Origin of the sequence: Hymenobacter defluvii, from assembly GCF_017589435.1 — a bacterium.
Taxonomy (GTDB): Bacteria; Bacteroidota; Bacteroidia; order Cytophagales; family Hymenobacteraceae; genus Hymenobacter; species Hymenobacter profundi.
In genome coordinates this window covers 562,501-578,362 of record NZ_JAGETX010000002.1, presented here as the reverse complement: position 1 = coordinate 578,362, position 15,862 = coordinate 562,501, and the positions used below count along the sequence as shown (strand labels likewise).

14 protein-coding genes, 1 tRNA gene and 1 rRNA gene (1 of these 16 cut by a window edge) are annotated in these 15,862 nt (G+C 54.3%); 13 read left to right on the top strand and 3 right to left on the bottom strand.

Annotation, left to right across the window (positions count from 1 at the left end):
* Positions 1-179: 179 nt before the first annotated feature.
* Positions 180-599 (top strand): hypothetical protein, encoded by a 420-nt coding sequence (locus tag J4D97_RS06560; RefSeq protein WP_185282380.1) that lies wholly within the window; start codon positions 180-182, stop codon positions 597-599.
* A 193-nt stretch (positions 600-792) separates the two neighbouring features.
* Here the strand turns inward: J4D97_RS06560 and J4D97_RS06555 are convergent, their stop codons facing one another.
* Positions 793-2,226: a DEAD/DEAH box helicase gene (locus tag J4D97_RS06555; RefSeq protein ID WP_208306865.1), complete on the bottom strand. Its 1,434-nt coding sequence runs from the start codon at positions 2,224-2,226 to the stop codon at positions 793-795.
* Between the two features lie 179 nt (positions 2,227-2,405).
* On the opposite strand from J4D97_RS06555, the gene J4D97_RS06550 reads away from it, so the two are divergent.
* The 3 genes from J4D97_RS06550 (at position 2,406) to J4D97_RS06540 (ending at position 3,930) form a co-directional block, all read left to right on the top strand.
* A tRNA-His gene (locus J4D97_RS06550) sits at positions 2,406-2,479 on the top strand.
* Positions 2,480-2,589: 110 nt separating this feature from the next.
* Entirely contained in the window at positions 2,590-3,531 is a 942-nt protein-coding gene (locus tag J4D97_RS06545; RefSeq protein ID WP_185282382.1) for a PfkB family carbohydrate kinase, read from the top strand.
* A gap of 138 nt (positions 3,532-3,669) precedes the next feature.
* Positions 3,670-3,930 carry a hypothetical protein gene (locus J4D97_RS06540; RefSeq protein WP_185282383.1) on the top strand — a complete coding sequence of 87 codons (261 nt, stop codon included), beginning with the start codon at positions 3,670-3,672 and terminating at the stop codon, positions 3,928-3,930.
* A 49-nt stretch (positions 3,931-3,979) separates the two neighbouring features.
* Here the strand turns inward: J4D97_RS06540 and J4D97_RS06535 are convergent, their stop codons facing one another.
* Complete coding sequence (locus J4D97_RS06535) at positions 3,980-4,792, bottom strand: hypothetical protein (RefSeq protein WP_208306864.1); 813 nt, start codon at positions 4,790-4,792, stop codon at positions 3,980-3,982.
* 28 nt (positions 4,793-4,820) lie between these two features.
* Positions 4,821-6,557: a M61 family metallopeptidase gene (locus J4D97_RS06530; protein WP_208306863.1), complete on the bottom strand. Its 1,737-nt coding sequence runs from the start codon at positions 6,555-6,557 to the stop codon at positions 4,821-4,823.
* Between the two features lie 212 nt (positions 6,558-6,769).
* On the opposite strand from J4D97_RS06530, the gene rpmH reads away from it, so the two are divergent.
* The 9 genes from rpmH to J4D97_RS06485 form a co-directional block, all read left to right on the top strand.
* Positions 6,770-6,928, top strand: a complete 159-nt coding sequence (gene rpmH, locus J4D97_RS06525) for a 50S ribosomal protein L34 (RefSeq protein ID WP_092743544.1) — start codon at positions 6,770-6,772, stop codon at positions 6,926-6,928.
* Between the two features lie 68 nt (positions 6,929-6,996).
* Positions 6,997-7,434: a ribonuclease P protein component gene (locus J4D97_RS06520; RefSeq protein WP_208306862.1), complete on the top strand. Its 438-nt coding sequence runs from the start codon at positions 6,997-6,999 to the stop codon at positions 7,432-7,434.
* A 37-nt stretch (positions 7,435-7,471) separates the two neighbouring features.
* Positions 7,472-9,166: a S41 family peptidase gene (locus tag J4D97_RS06515; RefSeq protein WP_208306861.1), complete on the top strand. Its 1,695-nt coding sequence runs from the start codon at positions 7,472-7,474 to the stop codon at positions 9,164-9,166.
* A 168-nt stretch (positions 9,167-9,334) separates the two neighbouring features.
* Positions 9,335-10,030, top strand: a complete 696-nt coding sequence (gene tsaB / locus J4D97_RS06510) for a tRNA (adenosine(37)-N6)-threonylcarbamoyltransferase complex dimerization subunit type 1 TsaB (protein WP_208306860.1) — start codon at positions 9,335-9,337, stop codon at positions 10,028-10,030.
* 15 nt (positions 10,031-10,045) lie between these two features.
* Complete coding sequence (locus J4D97_RS06505) at positions 10,046-10,561, top strand: DUF2480 family protein (RefSeq protein WP_185282389.1); 516 nt, start codon at positions 10,046-10,048, stop codon at positions 10,559-10,561.
* 104 nt (positions 10,562-10,665) lie between these two features.
* Complete coding sequence (locus J4D97_RS06500; RefSeq protein WP_208306859.1) at positions 10,666-11,979, top strand: APC family permease; 1,314 nt, start codon at positions 10,666-10,668, stop codon at positions 11,977-11,979.
* A 126-nt stretch (positions 11,980-12,105) separates the two neighbouring features.
* On the top strand, positions 12,106-13,329 hold the full coding sequence (locus J4D97_RS06495) for a hypothetical protein (protein WP_208306858.1): 1,224 nt from the start codon (positions 12,106-12,108) through the stop codon (positions 13,327-13,329).
* A gap of 6 nt (positions 13,330-13,335) precedes the next feature.
* Positions 13,336-14,658, top strand: coding sequence for a serine hydrolase (locus J4D97_RS06490; protein ID WP_208306857.1), 1,323 nt, complete (start codon positions 13,336-13,338; stop codon positions 14,656-14,658).
* A 682-nt stretch (positions 14,659-15,340) separates the two neighbouring features.
* Positions 15,341-15,862, top strand: a 16S ribosomal RNA gene (locus tag J4D97_RS06485) (it continues 993 nt past the right edge of the window).

Here is a 15,862-nt window from a genome sequence, read left to right as displayed (position 1 = left end):
TACAGAACAGCTGCGGCCCGAATTTTGAAAGTTTAATCAGCTCGTTTGAACCTGACTGGCTGCATACCGTTATGATACCGGCTGTGTAAGCGGCCTGTGTTACGTTTCTCATCGCCTGTATTCGTGCTTGCCACGTGCTTCCTGCTCTCCTCAAATACGCTTCTGTTTTCCTGCTCGGAATGGTTAAGTTCGTCGCGGCGCCCATTGCGGGCGTGCTGGCGGGCTTGTCGTGGGCGATGTGCTGGGGCCTGTCGGTAGCAGGCATGATGACCAGCGTGCTCCTGATTTCAGGGCTGGGGCGCATGTGGGCCTTGCACTTGCGGGCGCGGCGCACCGCTAAAGGCAAGCCCTTGTTCAGCCGGCGGAGCCGGGGGGTAGTACGCATCTACAAGCGCTTCGGGATGCCAGGCATTGCTTTCCTCACGCCTATTTTGTTTAGCCCAGTAGGCGGCACTGTCATTGCCACGCAGCTGCATGTGCCGCGCTGGCGCATTATGCTGCATATGTTTTGGAGCGCTCTATTGTGGGGTGCTGCTTTCACAATGGTAGCAACGCGCTTCAGCCATTTAGAAATCTTCCAGCACTTCGCCCCAAAATAGAAGCGGGGAGATGGTGAGATGGTGAACCAAAAAAGACGTCTGTCCTCCTGAACATTCCGCGCATCAAGCGGCGACGAAGGACCTTATGCCCACAGAACGAGTCGTTGTTACGATAATCGTTCTCACGTGACAAGGTCCTTCGTCGCCGCTTGATGCGTGGAATGCTCAGGAGGACAGACGTCTTTTTAGCTCGTTATTTCCGTTTGCCCCGCGCCCTTGCCTTAGCTGCTTTCACCGCTTTCACGGCGGGTGCCGACGATTTGCCTTTGGATGGGTTCACCTTCCGGCCTTTCTGGCTGCGGTTGGGTCCTTCTACGTACGATTTACCGGTGCGCTTATCGATGGTCACGCCGGGCTTCACCCATTCCTTGCGCTCATGAAACGCCCCTTGGAAGGTAGGGTCTTCGCGCCGACGACGCTCGTCTATCTCGCGGTTCATGTTCTGCTGCTCCTCAAAGGGCGTGTCCATCACCTTCACCTCCTCGGGTAGGGGTAGGAGCGGAATGTCTTGCTTGATGAGTGCCTCAATCTGCTCGATGTGGTGCATCTCGGCCTCGTTGGCAAAAGTGAGGGCTGCACCGGTATGCTGCGCCCTACCCGTGCGGCCGATGCGGTGCACGTAGTCGTCGTAATTCAGCGGCACGTCAAAGTTGATAACGTGGCTCACCAGCGGCACATCAATGCCGCGGGCCGCTACGTCGGTAGCTACCAGGAAACGCGCCTCGCCGTTGCGGAACGAGTCCATGCTGTTAAGGCGCGCGTTCTGGCCTTTGTTGCCGTGGATGGCGCGCACCTGCCCTGGCGCGACTTTGCGTTCCAAGAAGCTGGCCACGTTGTCGGCGTGGGTTTTGGTGCGCGTGAAAATCATCACGCGTTTGAATGTCTCCTGGTCTTGAAAGAGGTAGTCGAGCAGGTTGATTTTGGTGAGCAGATTGGGTACTTCGTAGAGCACCTGCGTTACGGTTTGGGCCGGCTGGGCGGGCGGCGTCACCTCCACGCGCACCGGAAATTCCAAGAACTCCTCGCTTAGGGTGGTCACCTTATCGGGCATGGTGGCCGAGAACAGCACGTTCTGGCGCTTGCGCGGAATCACTTCCAAGATGCGCCGAATCTGGGGCATGAAACCCATATCCATCATTTTGTCGGCCTCATCAAGCACCAGTGTCTTCAGGTCTTTCAGCACCAAGTCGCCTTTCAGATACAGCTCCAGCAGGCGACCAGGGGTAGCAATTAAAATATCCACGCCCTGGGCAATGGTTTCAATCTGCGTTTTCGGACCCAGCCCGCCGTAAATGGCGAAAATTCGTAGGTCGGTGTACGTGGAAAGCTGCAACAGGTGCTTCTCAATCTGGATGGCTAGCTCGCGGGTAGGGGCCATCACCAAGGCACGCGGGTGGATGCCCTGCGCATACTTCACCTTCATTAGAAGCGGCAGGCCAAACGCCGCCGTTTTGCCGGTGCCCGTTTGGGCAATGCCCAGCACATCGTGCCCGGCCAGCAGCAGCGGAATGGTTTGCTCCTGTACAGGGGTAGGATCCGTAAAGCCTGCCTCGGCCACGGCATTCAAGAGTTGCTTATTCAGCTTGAAATCAGCAAAAGAGAGCGGCGTGTGGGGCGTGTCGGACATGGTATTGAAGATAAAGCGAACTACAAAGGTACGCGGAATAGTCGGGCAAGAAGCGGTTGCGCAACGTAACGCTGTGTTCAGAGCAACAAACAGTTAGAAAAAACTTACTTAAAAAATGTTCTCAAGTAATTGAAAATTTCGATCAACCTGCTACTTTTGTGGCATCAATACCCAACACGGTAGATATAGCTCAGCTGGTTAGAGCGTCGGATTGTGATTCCGAAGGTCGTGGGTTCGAGCCCCATTATTTACCCATCGTTTTTGCAGAAAGTCCCCGGAAAAGTATTTTCGGGGACTTTTTTTATGAGTTGCACCGTTGCAGGGGCATCTTTTCGCATGAATCACTTTTAATCCTCTCTGCTTATGAGCCTGGTTGTTATCGGTACGGTGGCTTTCGATGCCTTGGAAACGCCTTTCGGCAAAACCGACAAAATCATTGGTGGTGCTGCCACCTACGCTAGCCTGTCGGCCAGTTACTCGGTGAAGCCCGTGAAACTGGTAGCCGTGGTAGGCGATGATTTTCCGCAATCGGATATTCTGCTGCTCGAAGAGCACGGCGCCGATACCGAAGGCTTACAGATCAAGCAAGGCGAGAAGTCGTTTTTCTGGTCGGGCAAGTACTCCACCGACCTCAACTCGCGCGAGACGCTGGCGACGGAACTGAACGTACTGGCTGATTTCGACCCCGTCCTACCCGATTCTTACCAGGATTGCAAGTACCTGATGCTGGGCAACCTGACGCCCCAGATTCAGCGCCTCGTCATTCAGCGCCTCGTGAATCGGCCCAAGCTGATTGTGATGGACACCATGAACTTCTGGATGGACGTGGCCCTGGAAGAGCTGAAAACGACCATTGAAATGGTGGACGTGCTCAGCATCAACGACGAAGAAGCCCGCCAGCTTTCCGGCGAGTATTCGCTTGTGAAAGCCGCCAAAGTGATTATGGCAATGGGTCCCAAAACCCTGATTATCAAGAAGGGTGAGCACGGCGCCTTGCTGTTTTGCAAGAAGGGCAATAAAGCGCAGATGTTCTACGCCCCAGCTCTACCTCTGGAGGAAGTATTCGACCCCACCGGCGCCGGCGACACTTTTGCGGGCGGCTTCATCGGTTACCTCGCCGCTACCGACGACATCAGCTTCGATAACATGAAGCGCGCCGTAATTCACGGCTCAGCCATGGCGTCGTTCTGCGTAGAGAAGTTTGGCACAGAGCGCTTGTTAAACCTGACGCAGGAGGAAATTGAAACTCGCGAGCAAATGTTTGCCGATCTGGTGAATGTGCCTACCCTGTCGGTAGCCGAATAGTCACTTACTCGCTCATTATACGAAAGGCCGGAGCTGCTTTGTGCAGTTCCGGCCTTTTTAGTATCCCAACTTTTCGGCAACTCTTTCCTCGTGCAAGGGGTAGAAGATAGGAGTAATCCACCCTAAAGCATTACGACGATGAAAAAGAACGAAATAGCCGCTTCCGAGCTGGCCGAAACCGATAAGACCAACATCGACCCGCGCCCTAATACCAACAGCACCAGCACGCAGGTGCAGAATTTGGATAATACGTACGTGTCGCAGCAGGGCAATACCACGGATGGCAAAGCCACCACGGACCCCAAAAACACAACGCCCATCCGTAGCAATCCGCAGAACAACAAACCTATGTCGGTAGACGGCAACAGCAAAGCCGGCCGGGGTAGCGACAAAAGCTAGATAGCTCCTGAAACCATAAAAAAAGCTCCGTTTAGCGACGGAGCTTTTTTTATGGTATGATGGTAAGACGCACCATGCGGGTTTCTACATCGCCCTTTTCGAGATAATCTTGTTCAAAAAGAATCGTGCGGTTGTCGAGCCAGCGTGGGCCGGATACGCCCCACTCCACCTGCCGCTCCCAGAGCTTACGCAAGCGCAAGCCGTCGGTGGCCCATAGTTGCAGGCCGCTGGGGTCATAGTGAGCCAGCACATCGGAATTGCCGCACACAAAGTGCAGGCCATCGGGCGAAATAGCAGGTGGGCTCCATACCTCTGTGCGGCGGCCCGTGCGCTGGTCTACTAGCAAAAAGTAGCCACCTTCGTAGAGGTGCACCGAAATGAGCCACTGATGAATGGCGGGAATAGTATCTACGTATTCGTAGGCGATGTTATCCTCACTTTCCACCGGGTTGTCTATGAAGCGCACTGGTGGAGCAGCGCTGGGGCGCAGCCACAGCGTATGGCCTACGCGCTGGGCCATGCGGCCGGTCGTGCGCAGGCGGGCGCGCTCCTCAGCGGTCAGGTCCAGCTCTTCATCGGAGGCCGAAGGGGTAGGGCGCAACCAAGCGGGGGTAGGCAGGCTTTCGTAGGTAGGGTGCGGGGCAGGGTAGAGGGTGAGTACACGGCCAGCCGGCAGAATAAGGGTATCGAGATGCGCCCGTTTGTAGATGGTAGGCTGGCGCAGAATAGGGCGGGCATAGGTTCCCGAAGTGGGGAGTGGCAATGGCGCAGCCGGATGCCCCCGCTCCTGGCGCGGCATAAGGGTGCAGGCAGTGCTCAACAGAAACGGCCCTACTAATAAAAAGGCCCGTAGCCGATTCATGGTACTACTCAATTCAGCTCAACGGACGTTAAAATTCCTGTTTCAGCCACTGCCGAAAGCTGGCGCGCTGTTCAGCCGTTGCATCAGGCAATTTCTCGACCATTCTTTTTGCCCAGTACAATTCGGTGCCGTCTGCCAGTAGCATAACCGTGCGCAACTGGTTTTGCCGGAACACTGCCAGTTCGTAACGCCCAGTGCCGGTGCTCAGCAGCGTTTGCAGATTCTGCGTTACCCGTCGGCCATTCACCGCTACTATTTCATCTTCTAGAGCCAAAGCGTCAGCCGCTGGCGTGCCGGGTAGGATATCGGTGACTTCTGTGCGTTCGTTCCGGACCGCTGCCCTAAAACCAAATCTACCTTCGGAAACGGAGCCGTTTTCAACCGTGCACAGCGTGCAGCCCACAAAGCGTAGCGCTTTGTTCAGAGACTCTTCCAGCGGCGCTGTGCCGTACACAAACTTGTCGAAATAGGTCTGCATGTCGCGGCCGGCTACCTCGCGCACTACCTGCTGGTAGTCCTCCTCGGTGTAGCCTACCCCAGTTTTGCCGAAATCTTCATAGAGGCGCCGCATCACATCGTCGAGGCTTCGTTGGTGCTGGCTGAGCTGTCGTAGGGTAAGATCGAGCAGCAACGCCACCAGCGCGCCCTTGTGGTAGACGGACACCTTACGGTCGGGCGCACCAGGCTTGTAGCCATCCAGCCATAGGTCCATCGAGGCATCGGCCAACGATAGGTTTTGGTGACCGTAATTGTCGAAGTGCTTGTGCAGCACGCCGTTTAGCTCCGTGAAGTATTGCGCCGCCGAAAATATGCCGGACCGGGCCAGCAGGTAGTCGCCGTAGTAGGTCGTTACGCCCTCGGCAATGTAGCAGGTGCGGAAGTAGTTTTCCTTGGTAAAATCGTAGGGCTGCATCTCGGCCGGCCGGATGCTCTTCACATTCCAGGTATGGAATAGCTCGTGGCAGCTCACGCCCAACAACTCCTTATACAAGCTAGGCGTCATCAGCAGCTCCGCCGGTCCTAGCGTAATCACCGTAGAGTTGTGGTGCTCCACGCCGTGGTAGTGTTTGTAGGGTAAGATCTGGTTGAGGAAGTGATAATCACTCACCGGAAAATCACCACCAAATACGGCTAGATTTTCCTCTGTGAAAGCTCCGAAAGCCTTGATGATTTGCGGCCAGTCGGGCACGCACGCCCCCTGTATCCAGATGTGAAAGGGGATACCCTGCACTTCGTAAGTGCGTTGCAGCAGGGTAGGACTGGCGATAAGTGGCGCATCCACTAGCTGGTCAAACGATGTGGCAGCTAACGTATCAGGGGCACTTTGGGGTAGGCCGCAGGCAATATGCCAGGCGTCGGGTAGGGCCAGCTGCAACTGGCAGGGCTCCTGCTGCCGCCCCTCGGCGTAGAGTAGTGCCTGCACCGGGTTCAGGTAGAGCTGACTTTCATCAAGCCAGGAGCCGCCGGCATCCATTTGATGAGCGTAGAAGTTGTAGCGCACGCGCACCGTACGGCCCGCCGTGTTGGCTACCGTCCAGCGGTCCTTAGTGATTTTGCGGTAGGGTAGGGCCTCGCCCGATTGCGCATCTTCCACTTCTACGCGCTGGAGTTTCTGAGCGAAGTTTTGCAGCTCATAACGGCCCGGCCGCCAGGCCGGCAACTGCAATTCCAACGGCTGGGGCGCATGTGTGGGTACTTCCAGGGTGAGTTGCACCTGGAGGTAGGACGTCAGCGGATTTTCAAAGGAAAGGTAGTAGTGAATCATGCAGGCAGCCCCACGCGGTAAAGAGCGGAATATGGTCGTAAAATTACGCTTATCCGTAGGAAATAGCAGGATAAGCAGTTGGGTAAATTCTACGAATTTTAGCAACGAAAAGGCGACGATTTGGTAGAAAAAGCAGTTGAGCATTGCCTTTTACAAAAAGGCCTTGTACCTTTGCCGGCCTTACAACTGTCATTGAGTCACTTACCCATATCATGAAACGTACTTTTCAGCCTTCGCAGCGCAAGCGTCGTAACAAGCACGGTTTCCGCTCGCGCATGGAAACCGTTAATGGCCGCAACGTTATTGCTCGCCGCCGTGCCAAAGGCCGCAAGCGCCTGACCGTATCCGACGAAGGTCGTCATAAGCGCTAGGTTTCGATTTAGCTGTTAGTCCATTGGCTGATAGCTGTTAGCTTGCTCATCCCGCGAACACTAGCCCTGTGAACGAGCTAACAGCCAATAGCCACCAGCCAGCAGCTAAAAAATACAGTTTTCCGAAAGAAGAACATCTGTGCCGCAAAAAGCTCATTGAAGAGCTTTTCGGCCGGGGTTCTTCTTTCGGTTTATATCCCCTGCGGCTCGTGTGGTTGCCTGCCACCGCGTCTACTACTGCGCCGCCGCAAGTGCTCGTGAGCGTGAGTAAACGTAGCTTCAAGCGTGCCGTAGACCGTAACTATCTCAAGCGCCTGTTGCGCGAGGCTTATCGGCTGAATAAATATCGTCTCTTGGAGGCCGATGGCGGCCATCCAGTAGATCGGCTGGCAATTATCTATACTGGCAAAGAAAAAAAGCCTTTCGCGCTGGTTGAAAAAAAATTAATTTCAGGGCTAGAGCGTTTGCTGAGCGACGCGCGCCCGAATGCCGCACCGGTAGGGTAGGGCACGCAGGTCTTTTACCTTCGCTGCTACCTACCCTATGCGCAAACGATATATTGCGGGCCTGGCCCTGAGCGGTGCCCTATCGCTGGTTGCTTTTCGTGCCCCAGACAATGAGCGCTACTTCGAGATAGCCAAGAACCTAGACATCTTCGCCACGTTGTTCAAGGAGGTAAACACCTACTACGTGGACGAGATTACGCCCTCAAAAGTGGTGAAGACGGGTATCGACGCCATGCTGAAGTCGTTGGACCCGTATACCAATTATATTCCGGAAGACGATATTGAGGACTTCCGGACGATGGTGAGCGGGCAGTATGGCGGCATTGGAGCCATTGTGGCGAAGCGCAACGGCAAAACCGTGGTGCAGGCTGCCTACGAGGGCTACCCGGCTCAGAAAGCTGGCCTCCTACCCGGTGACGAAATCCTGACTATTAACGGCGTGAACGTCGATAAAAAGTCGAATGCTGATATAAGCAAGCTGCTGAAAGGTCAGGCGCAATCAATAGTGAAGCTGATAGTGACGCGTTACGGGCAGGAGCAGCCTGCCGAAATCAGCATCACCCGCGACCGGATTCAGGTGGAGAACGTGCCGTATTATGGTATGCTTTCCAATGATATCGGTTACTTCCAGCTTTCTGGCTTCACCGTGGATGCCAGCCGCGAGGTGCGCACAGCCGTTACCAAGCTCAAGGAAATGGGCGCCAAGAAAATCGTGTTTGATATTCGCGACAATCCCGGCGGCCTGCTCAACGAGGCCGTGAACATCTCGAACCTGTTCGTGGACCGCGGCCTCGATATCGTGAGCACCAAAGGCAAGGTGACCGACTGGAACAAAACCTACAAAGCGCTGGACCAGCCGCTCGATACGCAAATTCCGATTGTAGTCATCACGAGCAACCGTTCGGCTTCGGCTTCGGAAATTGTATCAGGTACGTTGCAGGACTACGACCGTGCCGTGCTGGTTGGGGAGCGCACGTTTGGCAAAGGGCTGGTGCAAGCCACGCGGCCGCTCAGCTACAACTCGCAGCTAAAGGTGACGACGGCCAAATACTACATTCCCAGCGGCCGCTGCATTCAGGAAATCGACTACTCGCACCGCGCCGACGATGGTACGCTGGGCAAGGTGCCCGATTCGTTGCGCACGGCGTTCAAAACCCAGGCTGGCCGCGTGGTGTACGACGGCGGTGGCGTAGCCCCCGACGTGGCTGTGGAGGAAAAACCCCTCGCCGACATTTCGCGGGTGCTGATTCAGAAAGGCTACCTCTTTGACTACGCCACGCGCTACCGCTCCGAACACCCGACCATTGCTGCGGCCCGGCAATTCAAAATTTCGGAGGCCGACTACCAGAAGTTTGTGCAGTACGTGTCAGGCAAGGATATCAATTATTCTACTGACATGGAGAAAAGCCTGGCTACCCTCACTAAGCAAGCCAAGGCCGAGAAGCACTACGAGGATATAAAAGCTGAGCTGGAAGGTATGCGCAAGAAGGTATCCACCAACAAAGCCAATGATTTAGTGCGCTTCAAGCCCGAAATCAAGGAGATGTTGGAGCAGGAAATCGTGTCGCGCTACTACTTCCAGAAAGGTCAGATTGAAGCCACCTTCGACGACGACCCCGATATTCTGATGGCAATGAACGTCCTCAACGACCAGCCCCGCTACCAGGCCTTGCTGAAACCCGGCACCCCGGAAAGCAAAACCCGTCCCGACGCCAAGAAAAGCGGGAAGTAGGTCGATAATAGAAACGAGTAGCCCCGCCACTTGCCAATGATGCAGGTAGCGGGGCTACTTGTTTATAAGCGTTTGCTTGAGGTAATAGAAAGGCAACTCTAGCCTGCGGCTAAACCAACTTGGTTCTGAGTAGCACAACCAACCCGGCCATCTCCCTACCTTTGCACTATGTCTGCGCTTATTCTCTCCCTCGAAACCTCTTCGCCTATTTGTTCTGTGGCCCTGCACCGTGCTGGTGAGCTGGTAGGCCAGTCGGAACTTCGACTGGAGAAGTCGCACTCCTCGCACGTAAGCGTCCTGACCCATCAGCTTCTTGAAAACACCGGCCACTCCTTGCGCGACCTCGCCGCCGTGGCTGTTTCCGATGGTCCTGGTTCTTATACTGGCTTACGTATTGGGGCAGCTGCCGCCAAAGGACTGTGCTTTGCGTTGGATATCCCCTTGCTGGCCGTAAGTACCTTGCAAGCCTTGGCCGTGCAGGTGGCCGCTACCACGGCACAGCCCGAGCGTTACTTGTTCTGCCCCATGCTGGATGCCCGTCGTATGGAAGTATACACGGCCCTCTACACCCACGCGGCCGAAACGGTGCTGGCGCCTACCCCCCTCATCTTGGATGAGCATAGTTTTGCCGAACAATTAGCCCACCACCGGTTGTTATGTTTTGGTAGCGGGGCCAATAAATTCCAACCTCTAGTAGCTGCCAGCCCTCAAGTGCGGTTTCTGACCGGCGTGCAGCCGTCGGCTATTGCGGTGGGGGCGCTGGCATACGAGGCTTACCAGCGGCAGGAATTTCGGGACGTAGCCTACTACGAGCCGTTTTATCTCAAAGAAGTTTATACCACAACGCCCAAACCCAGAGTGTAGCTCTGACGCACTAGCATGGAAGAAATCATTAACCGCGTGGCCCAGAGTGGCTTGGTTACCTTCAATCTGGAAGAGTTGCTGCACCCCGGCGAGCGGGTGGTCTACGATATCAAAGACAACCTGTTCCACGGTCTGATACTGCGCGAGAAAGACTTTCGCGAGTTCGTCAAGAACCACGACTGGTCGCAGTTTGATGGAAAGAACGTGGCCATTATTTGCTCTGCCGATGCCATTGTGCCTACCTGGGCTTATATGGTGCTGGCCGCGAAACTGCAAGGCCACGCCCACCGCTACGTGTTCGGTGACCTGGCTGCGCTGGAACAGTCACTTTTTCAGGAAGCTATTGCCGCCGTCAACCCCGAGGACTACCGCGACGCCAAGCTGGTAATTAAAGGCTGCGGCGAAAAAGAAGTGCCTACCTATGCCTATGTGGCCATTATGCAGCGACTGTTGCCGGTGGCCAGCAGCATTATGTACGGCGAGCCGTGCAGCACTGTGCCTCTCTACAAGCGTCCGAAAGTGGTGGCTTAAGTCACAGCGTCTGCCTTTCACTGCGCCTACTCCTACAAGCCCGCCTGTCTTGCCCGACAGCGCGGGCTTTTTAATTCTGCATCTTTAGGTTGAATATTCTACTAATGACTTCTCCCGTATCCACCTACAAAATCAACTTCACTACCGGTGTCGCCATTGTGGTAGCCAATATGGTAGGCACGGGCGTTTTCACGAGTCTGGGATTTCAGGTGGTAGACATCCAGAGCGGCTTCGTGCTTTTGGCGCTGTGGGCCGTGGGCGGGTTGATTGCGCTGTGTGGGGCACTGAGCTACGGCGAGTTAGCTGCCGCCCTACCCCGCTCGGGTGGCGAGTATCACTATTTATCCCAGATCTACCATCCGGTCGTGGGGTTTCTGTCGGGATGGGTGTCGGCTACGGTAGGCTTTGCGGCACCTACTGCCTTGGCTGCTATGGCCTTGGGCAGCTATGCCGCCAATGTATGGCCTGGTATAGAGCCCAAGGTGTTGTCCATCATGGTTGTGTTGCTGCTTACGGCGGTGCATGCTACTAGCACGCGGGCGGGCAGTCGGTTGCAAGTTTTCGTAACGGTGGTGAAGGTAATGGTGCTCGTAGCCTTCATTGGAGTAGGGGTAGCGGTGGCAGTGCCGCAGCCCATCCGCTTCATTCCGCAGCCCGGCGACTGGCATCTACTGCTGAGTCCGGCATTTGCCGTGTCGCTTATCTATGTGTCGTACGCTTATTCTGGCTGGAACGCTGCCGTATATTTGGCCGGGGAGGTAGCAGAACCACAACGCAACCTGCCCCGCATCTTGCTGACGGGCACTAGCATCGTGCTACTCTTATATATAGGACTGAATTTCGTGTTTCTCTACGCCGCGCCACTCACCAAGCTGAAAGGGCAGGTAGAGGTAGGCTTCGTAGTAGCCAACCAACTTTTCGGTTCCACTGGTGGCCGGTTTATGGGAGGCTTGATTGCCGTGTTGCTGATTTCCACCATCAGCTCCATGATTTTTGCCGGACCGCGCATTGTGCAGGTAATGGGAGAGGATTTGTCGGGGCTGCGTAGCCTGGCAGTAGTAAGCAACGCTGGCGTGCCGGTGCGGGCTATGCTGCTGCAAACGGGACTTACCTTATTGTTCATTCTGGCATCCAGCTTCCAACAGGTATTGGTCTATGCCGGATTCGTGCTCAACCTATTTACGTTCCTCACGGTACTAGGGCTATTTGTGCTGCGCTGGCGACAACCACATCTGCCACGCCCATATCGGGCTTGGGGGTATCCGTTCACGCCGCTACTCTTCCTGCTACTCAGCGGCTGGACGCTATTCTACTTGCTGCGCGACCAACCAACCGAGTCGCTCTATGGCCTCCTAACGCTCCTAGGCGGAGTAGGGATATATTTCCTCAGCCGTCGTCAGTCTACAACGACTGTTTGATGAGTAAAACTGCTAACTACTAAGTAACGCAAGCAACATCTATAATTCGCCTACTTAAAGTCAGTCGAGGCGAATAACTTGCCTGTTATTAGTATAGCCAGAGTTTCGTTTCCTATGCAATACTCCATGCGTATTCGCTTTTTTCGCTTCATAGCGCCTTTCTACTTTTTAGTAACAGCAGCGTGTTCCGAACAAAAAACTTCTACCCCTGAGCAACCAGCGGCGCCCACTGTTGCCCCGCCGCCTCCCGTCTCCGATACGGTTGCCGCTGTTCCTACCCCGCCACCGGCCCCAGATACCACTGCCGTGCAAAACGTGGCGGCCTACCTCGCTGGTCAGCGCGTCAGCCGGGGTAGCGACCTGTACCTCCTCACGGTTCAACCAACCTGGCAGGCATTTGCAGCCAACCAAGCGCAAAGCTGGGCTAAGTATCATCAAACTCGAACCGAAAAGATTCAGCAATGGGCAGCCACTGAGTTAGATTCCATTCGTCAACGTAGCGCCACTATTTTCTACCCATTCAGCGGCCCCGATCTGCTCAACGTCGTTACTGTGTTTCCCGGTAGCCAGAAATACGTGCTGATAGGCTTGGAACCAGTTGGCACCGTACCTGCGCGCGCTACCCTCGAAAATCCCACGCTGTTTCCGGCCATTAAAGCCTCGCTCTGGTCTGTGCTGAACTTCAGCTTCTTCCGGACTAACGATATGGCTGTTAATCTGAAATCAGTGGAATTGGATGGCGCCTTACCGTTGCTGTTACTCTTCGCTACGCGCACTGGACATCTTGTAGAGCAAGTGCGCTATGTGCAGCTCGATACTCGAGGGCAGCTGACAGAGGCAGATACGGCCACCATTCATCACCCTGGCCCCAAAATTATTCCCGGCGTCGAGTTGACAATGCGCAATAAAACGGGGCAGGAACAGCAAGTCTACTACTTCTCAGCTGATCTTAGTGACTGGAAGCTAGGGACTACTAAAGCCGCGGCGCTACAATACGTGCGCAGCCTCGGGCCGTTGACCACCTATGTAAAATCGGCTACCTACCTCATGCACAAAGCCTACTTCAGCAAAGTGCGCAACCTGATCTTGACGCGTAGCAACGTTGTGCTGCAAGACGACTCAGGTATTGCCATGAAATATTTCCGCCCCGCGGAGTGGCAGTTCACCTACTACGGCACCTATAAGCGCCCCATCAATCTATTTGCACGGCATTATCAACCCGAGTTGACGGCGGCCTACACTGATTCGTTGCATGCCCCGCGCCCGCTGCCCTTTGGCACCGGCTACAATTGGCGGCAAAACGATTCTAACTTGCTACTGGCTCAGCGTCGTATCGCCGTCACAGAATAACTTCGAATGAATACGATCAACAACATTGCACTACATAGCAGTTGTGTCTGCTTGCTGATGGTTCTGTTGATCGTCAGTGGCTCTGAGGGTAGGGTAGGGTCTAAACCAATACAGATTGCTCCACCATCCACCCGTTCATTGTCTGCCGATAGTCCTTTGCTGGATAGTCTGCTACGCACCAACCCGCTGTTGCAGCCTGTGCTCCAACACGCCAGCACGTATGAGGTACAAATACTATATACCCAAATTGACCGCGACAGTCAGAATCAGCCCCATTTCACGCAGCATACTTTTCGTCTAAGCGACAAGCAGTATTTCAATCCTGCCAGCCTAGTAAAGCTACCAACCGCTGCGCTGGCCCTCGAAAAGATCAACCGCCTACACCAACCGGGCCTCACGCGCTGCAGCCCAATGGCAACTGGCGTAGCCTACCGTTGCCAAACAGCAGCCCCCTACTACCCCTCCGCCGACTCTGACCAGGTAAACACAGTAGGCAATTATATAAAGCGCATGCTGTTGGTCAGTGATAACAAAGCTTATAATCGGCTCTATGAATTTATAGGACAGCAACAGCTTAATGAGCGACTCTGGCAATTGGGCTACCCATCTGTCCGCATCACCCGCCGTTTTGCCCCGTGCGATACGGCCGCTAACCGTCACACCAATCCTATTGATTTTTACAGCGCGGCCACGAATCAGATCATCTATCATCAACCAGCCGCTGCAAATCCTCTTTCCTATTCCTCTCCACTAGGGCGCATCAACAAAGGTCGAGCGTATCGGAGTGGCGGCCGTCTCATCCAGCATCCCTACGATTTCACCACTGCCAATTACTTATCCTTACAAGATGCCACTACCATACTGAAGACTATTCTATTCCCTGAAGCGATGCCCGCACCCCAACGCTTCATGCTAACGCCCAATGATTACGCGTTTCTTCGACACTATCTATATAGTACCCCCCACGGTTCTCGCTACAAACCATACGCGGCTTCTTGGTTTTTCGACTCTTATAAGAAGTATCTTTTCTATGGCCGCCGAGGAAGTATTCCTAGCCAATCTAGTCTGCGCATCTACAATGTAGTAGGCATGTCACACGGGTATCTCGCCGATGTCGCCTACTTTATAGATACCACACAGCAAACCGAGTTTATGCTCAGCGCTGTCCTGTATGTAAACAAAAATGGCGTTTTAAACGACGGTACGTACGAATATGCCTCTATTGGTTTGCCTTTCTTACAACAGTTAGGTCAAACAATTTACTCATACAATACGCAACGCCCTCGCTTGTTTAAGCCTGTTTTCACTAGTTTCTTCAAGGGTAATTGAAAAAATAGAAGCATGATGAACTATTGAGGTATAGTAATGAGTTACTAATCAGCGCGATGAAACCAATCATAATTCTTACATTGAAAAAAGTGTAGGCTAGTATTTGGAAAGTTGTGGAGCAAGCTGCACTTTTGCACTCCCAAACCGAAACGCGGTAGGGTTGAATCGAGCAGCACGTCTCTTGGCCTATGGCGAAGAGCGGTCCAGGCAAAAAAAAGTTTTGCTGGATGCTTGCAACGTCAAACAAGCTGCTTACTTTTGCACCCCGCTTCCACCGGAAGCGCCCACTACGAGGTCACCGAAAAAAAGTTGTCTTTAGTAGTTGGAAAGTAAGAAAAGGTTGTTACCTTTGCAGCCCGCTTCAACCGGAAGGGATGGCAAGACCGCTCGAAAGAAAAAAGTTTTTTCGAAAGGCTTGCGAAGTAAGAAAAAGCAGTTACCTTTGCAGCCCACTTCGACAGGAAGGCCGGAAAGCACAGGGAGTTAGGAGCCACGAGAGTGGCGCAGGGTTTCACCAACAGGGTGAGGCACACGTTCTTTGAATGACAGGAAAAGACAAATGGTAAGGGCCGCCTTCGGGCGGTCCACGACAAGCGTAACAGACGAAGAGAACTCGTCACAACAACGAGTCGGATCAGCACTTGACATCAGCTAGGCTTCGGCCTAGTGTAGAAGATTTTTTACAATGGAGAGTTTGATCCTGGCTCAGGATGAACGCTAGCGGCAGGCCTAATACATGCAAGTCGAACGGAGGGTAGCAATACCCTTAGTGGCGCACGGGTGCGTAACGCGTAACCAACCTACCCTTGACTGGGGGATAGCCCGCCGAAAGGCGGATTAATACCGCATAAGACGATAGAGGGGCATCTCTTAGTCGTTAAAGATTTATTGGTCAAGGATGGGGTTGCGTAGCATTAGCTAGATGGCGAGGTAACGGCTCACCATGGCGACGATGCTTAGGGGAGCTGAGAGGCTGATCCCCCACACTGGCACTGAGATACGGGCCAGACTCCTACGGGAGGCAGCAGTAGGGAATATTGGGCAATGGCCGAGAGGCTGACCCAGCCATGCCGCGTGCCGGATGAAGGCCTTCTGGGTTGTAAACGGCTTTTCTCAGGGAAGAAAAAGGGGATGCGTCCTCAACTGACGGTACCTGAGGAATAAGCACCGGCTAACTCCGTGCCAGCAGCCGCGGTAATACGGA

Coding starts and splice junctions, on each gene's coding strand:
- J4D97_RS06560 (WP_185282380.1), top strand. CDS start 180: ATGGTTAAGTTCGTCGCGGCGCCCATTGCGGGCGTGCTGGCGGGCTTG.
- J4D97_RS06555 (WP_208306865.1), bottom strand. CDS start 2,226: ATGTCCGACACGCCCCACACGCCGCTCTCTTTTGCTGATTTCAAGCTG.
- J4D97_RS06545 (WP_185282382.1), top strand. CDS start 2,590: ATGAGCCTGGTTGTTATCGGTACGGTGGCTTTCGATGCCTTGGAAACG.
- J4D97_RS06540 (WP_185282383.1), top strand. CDS start 3,670: ATGAAAAAGAACGAAATAGCCGCTTCCGAGCTGGCCGAAACCGATAAG.
- J4D97_RS06535 (WP_208306864.1), bottom strand. CDS start 4,792: ATGAATCGGCTACGGGCCTTTTTATTAGTAGGGCCGTTTCTGTTGAGC.
- J4D97_RS06530 (WP_208306863.1), bottom strand. CDS start 6,557: ATGATTCACTACTACCTTTCCTTTGAAAATCCGCTGACGTCCTACCTC.
- rpmH (WP_092743544.1), top strand. CDS start 6,770: ATGAAACGTACTTTTCAGCCTTCGCAGCGCAAGCGTCGTAACAAGCAC.
- J4D97_RS06515 (WP_208306861.1), top strand. CDS start 7,472: ATGCGCAAACGATATATTGCGGGCCTGGCCCTGAGCGGTGCCCTATCG.
- tsaB (WP_208306860.1), top strand. CDS start 9,335: ATGTCTGCGCTTATTCTCTCCCTCGAAACCTCTTCGCCTATTTGTTCT.
- J4D97_RS06505 (WP_185282389.1), top strand. CDS start 10,046: ATGGAAGAAATCATTAACCGCGTGGCCCAGAGTGGCTTGGTTACCTTC.
- J4D97_RS06500 (WP_208306859.1), top strand. CDS start 10,666: ATGACTTCTCCCGTATCCACCTACAAAATCAACTTCACTACCGGTGTC.
- J4D97_RS06495 (WP_208306858.1), top strand. CDS start 12,106: ATGCGTATTCGCTTTTTTCGCTTCATAGCGCCTTTCTACTTTTTAGTA.
- J4D97_RS06490 (WP_208306857.1), top strand. CDS start 13,336: ATGAATACGATCAACAACATTGCACTACATAGCAGTTGTGTCTGCTTG.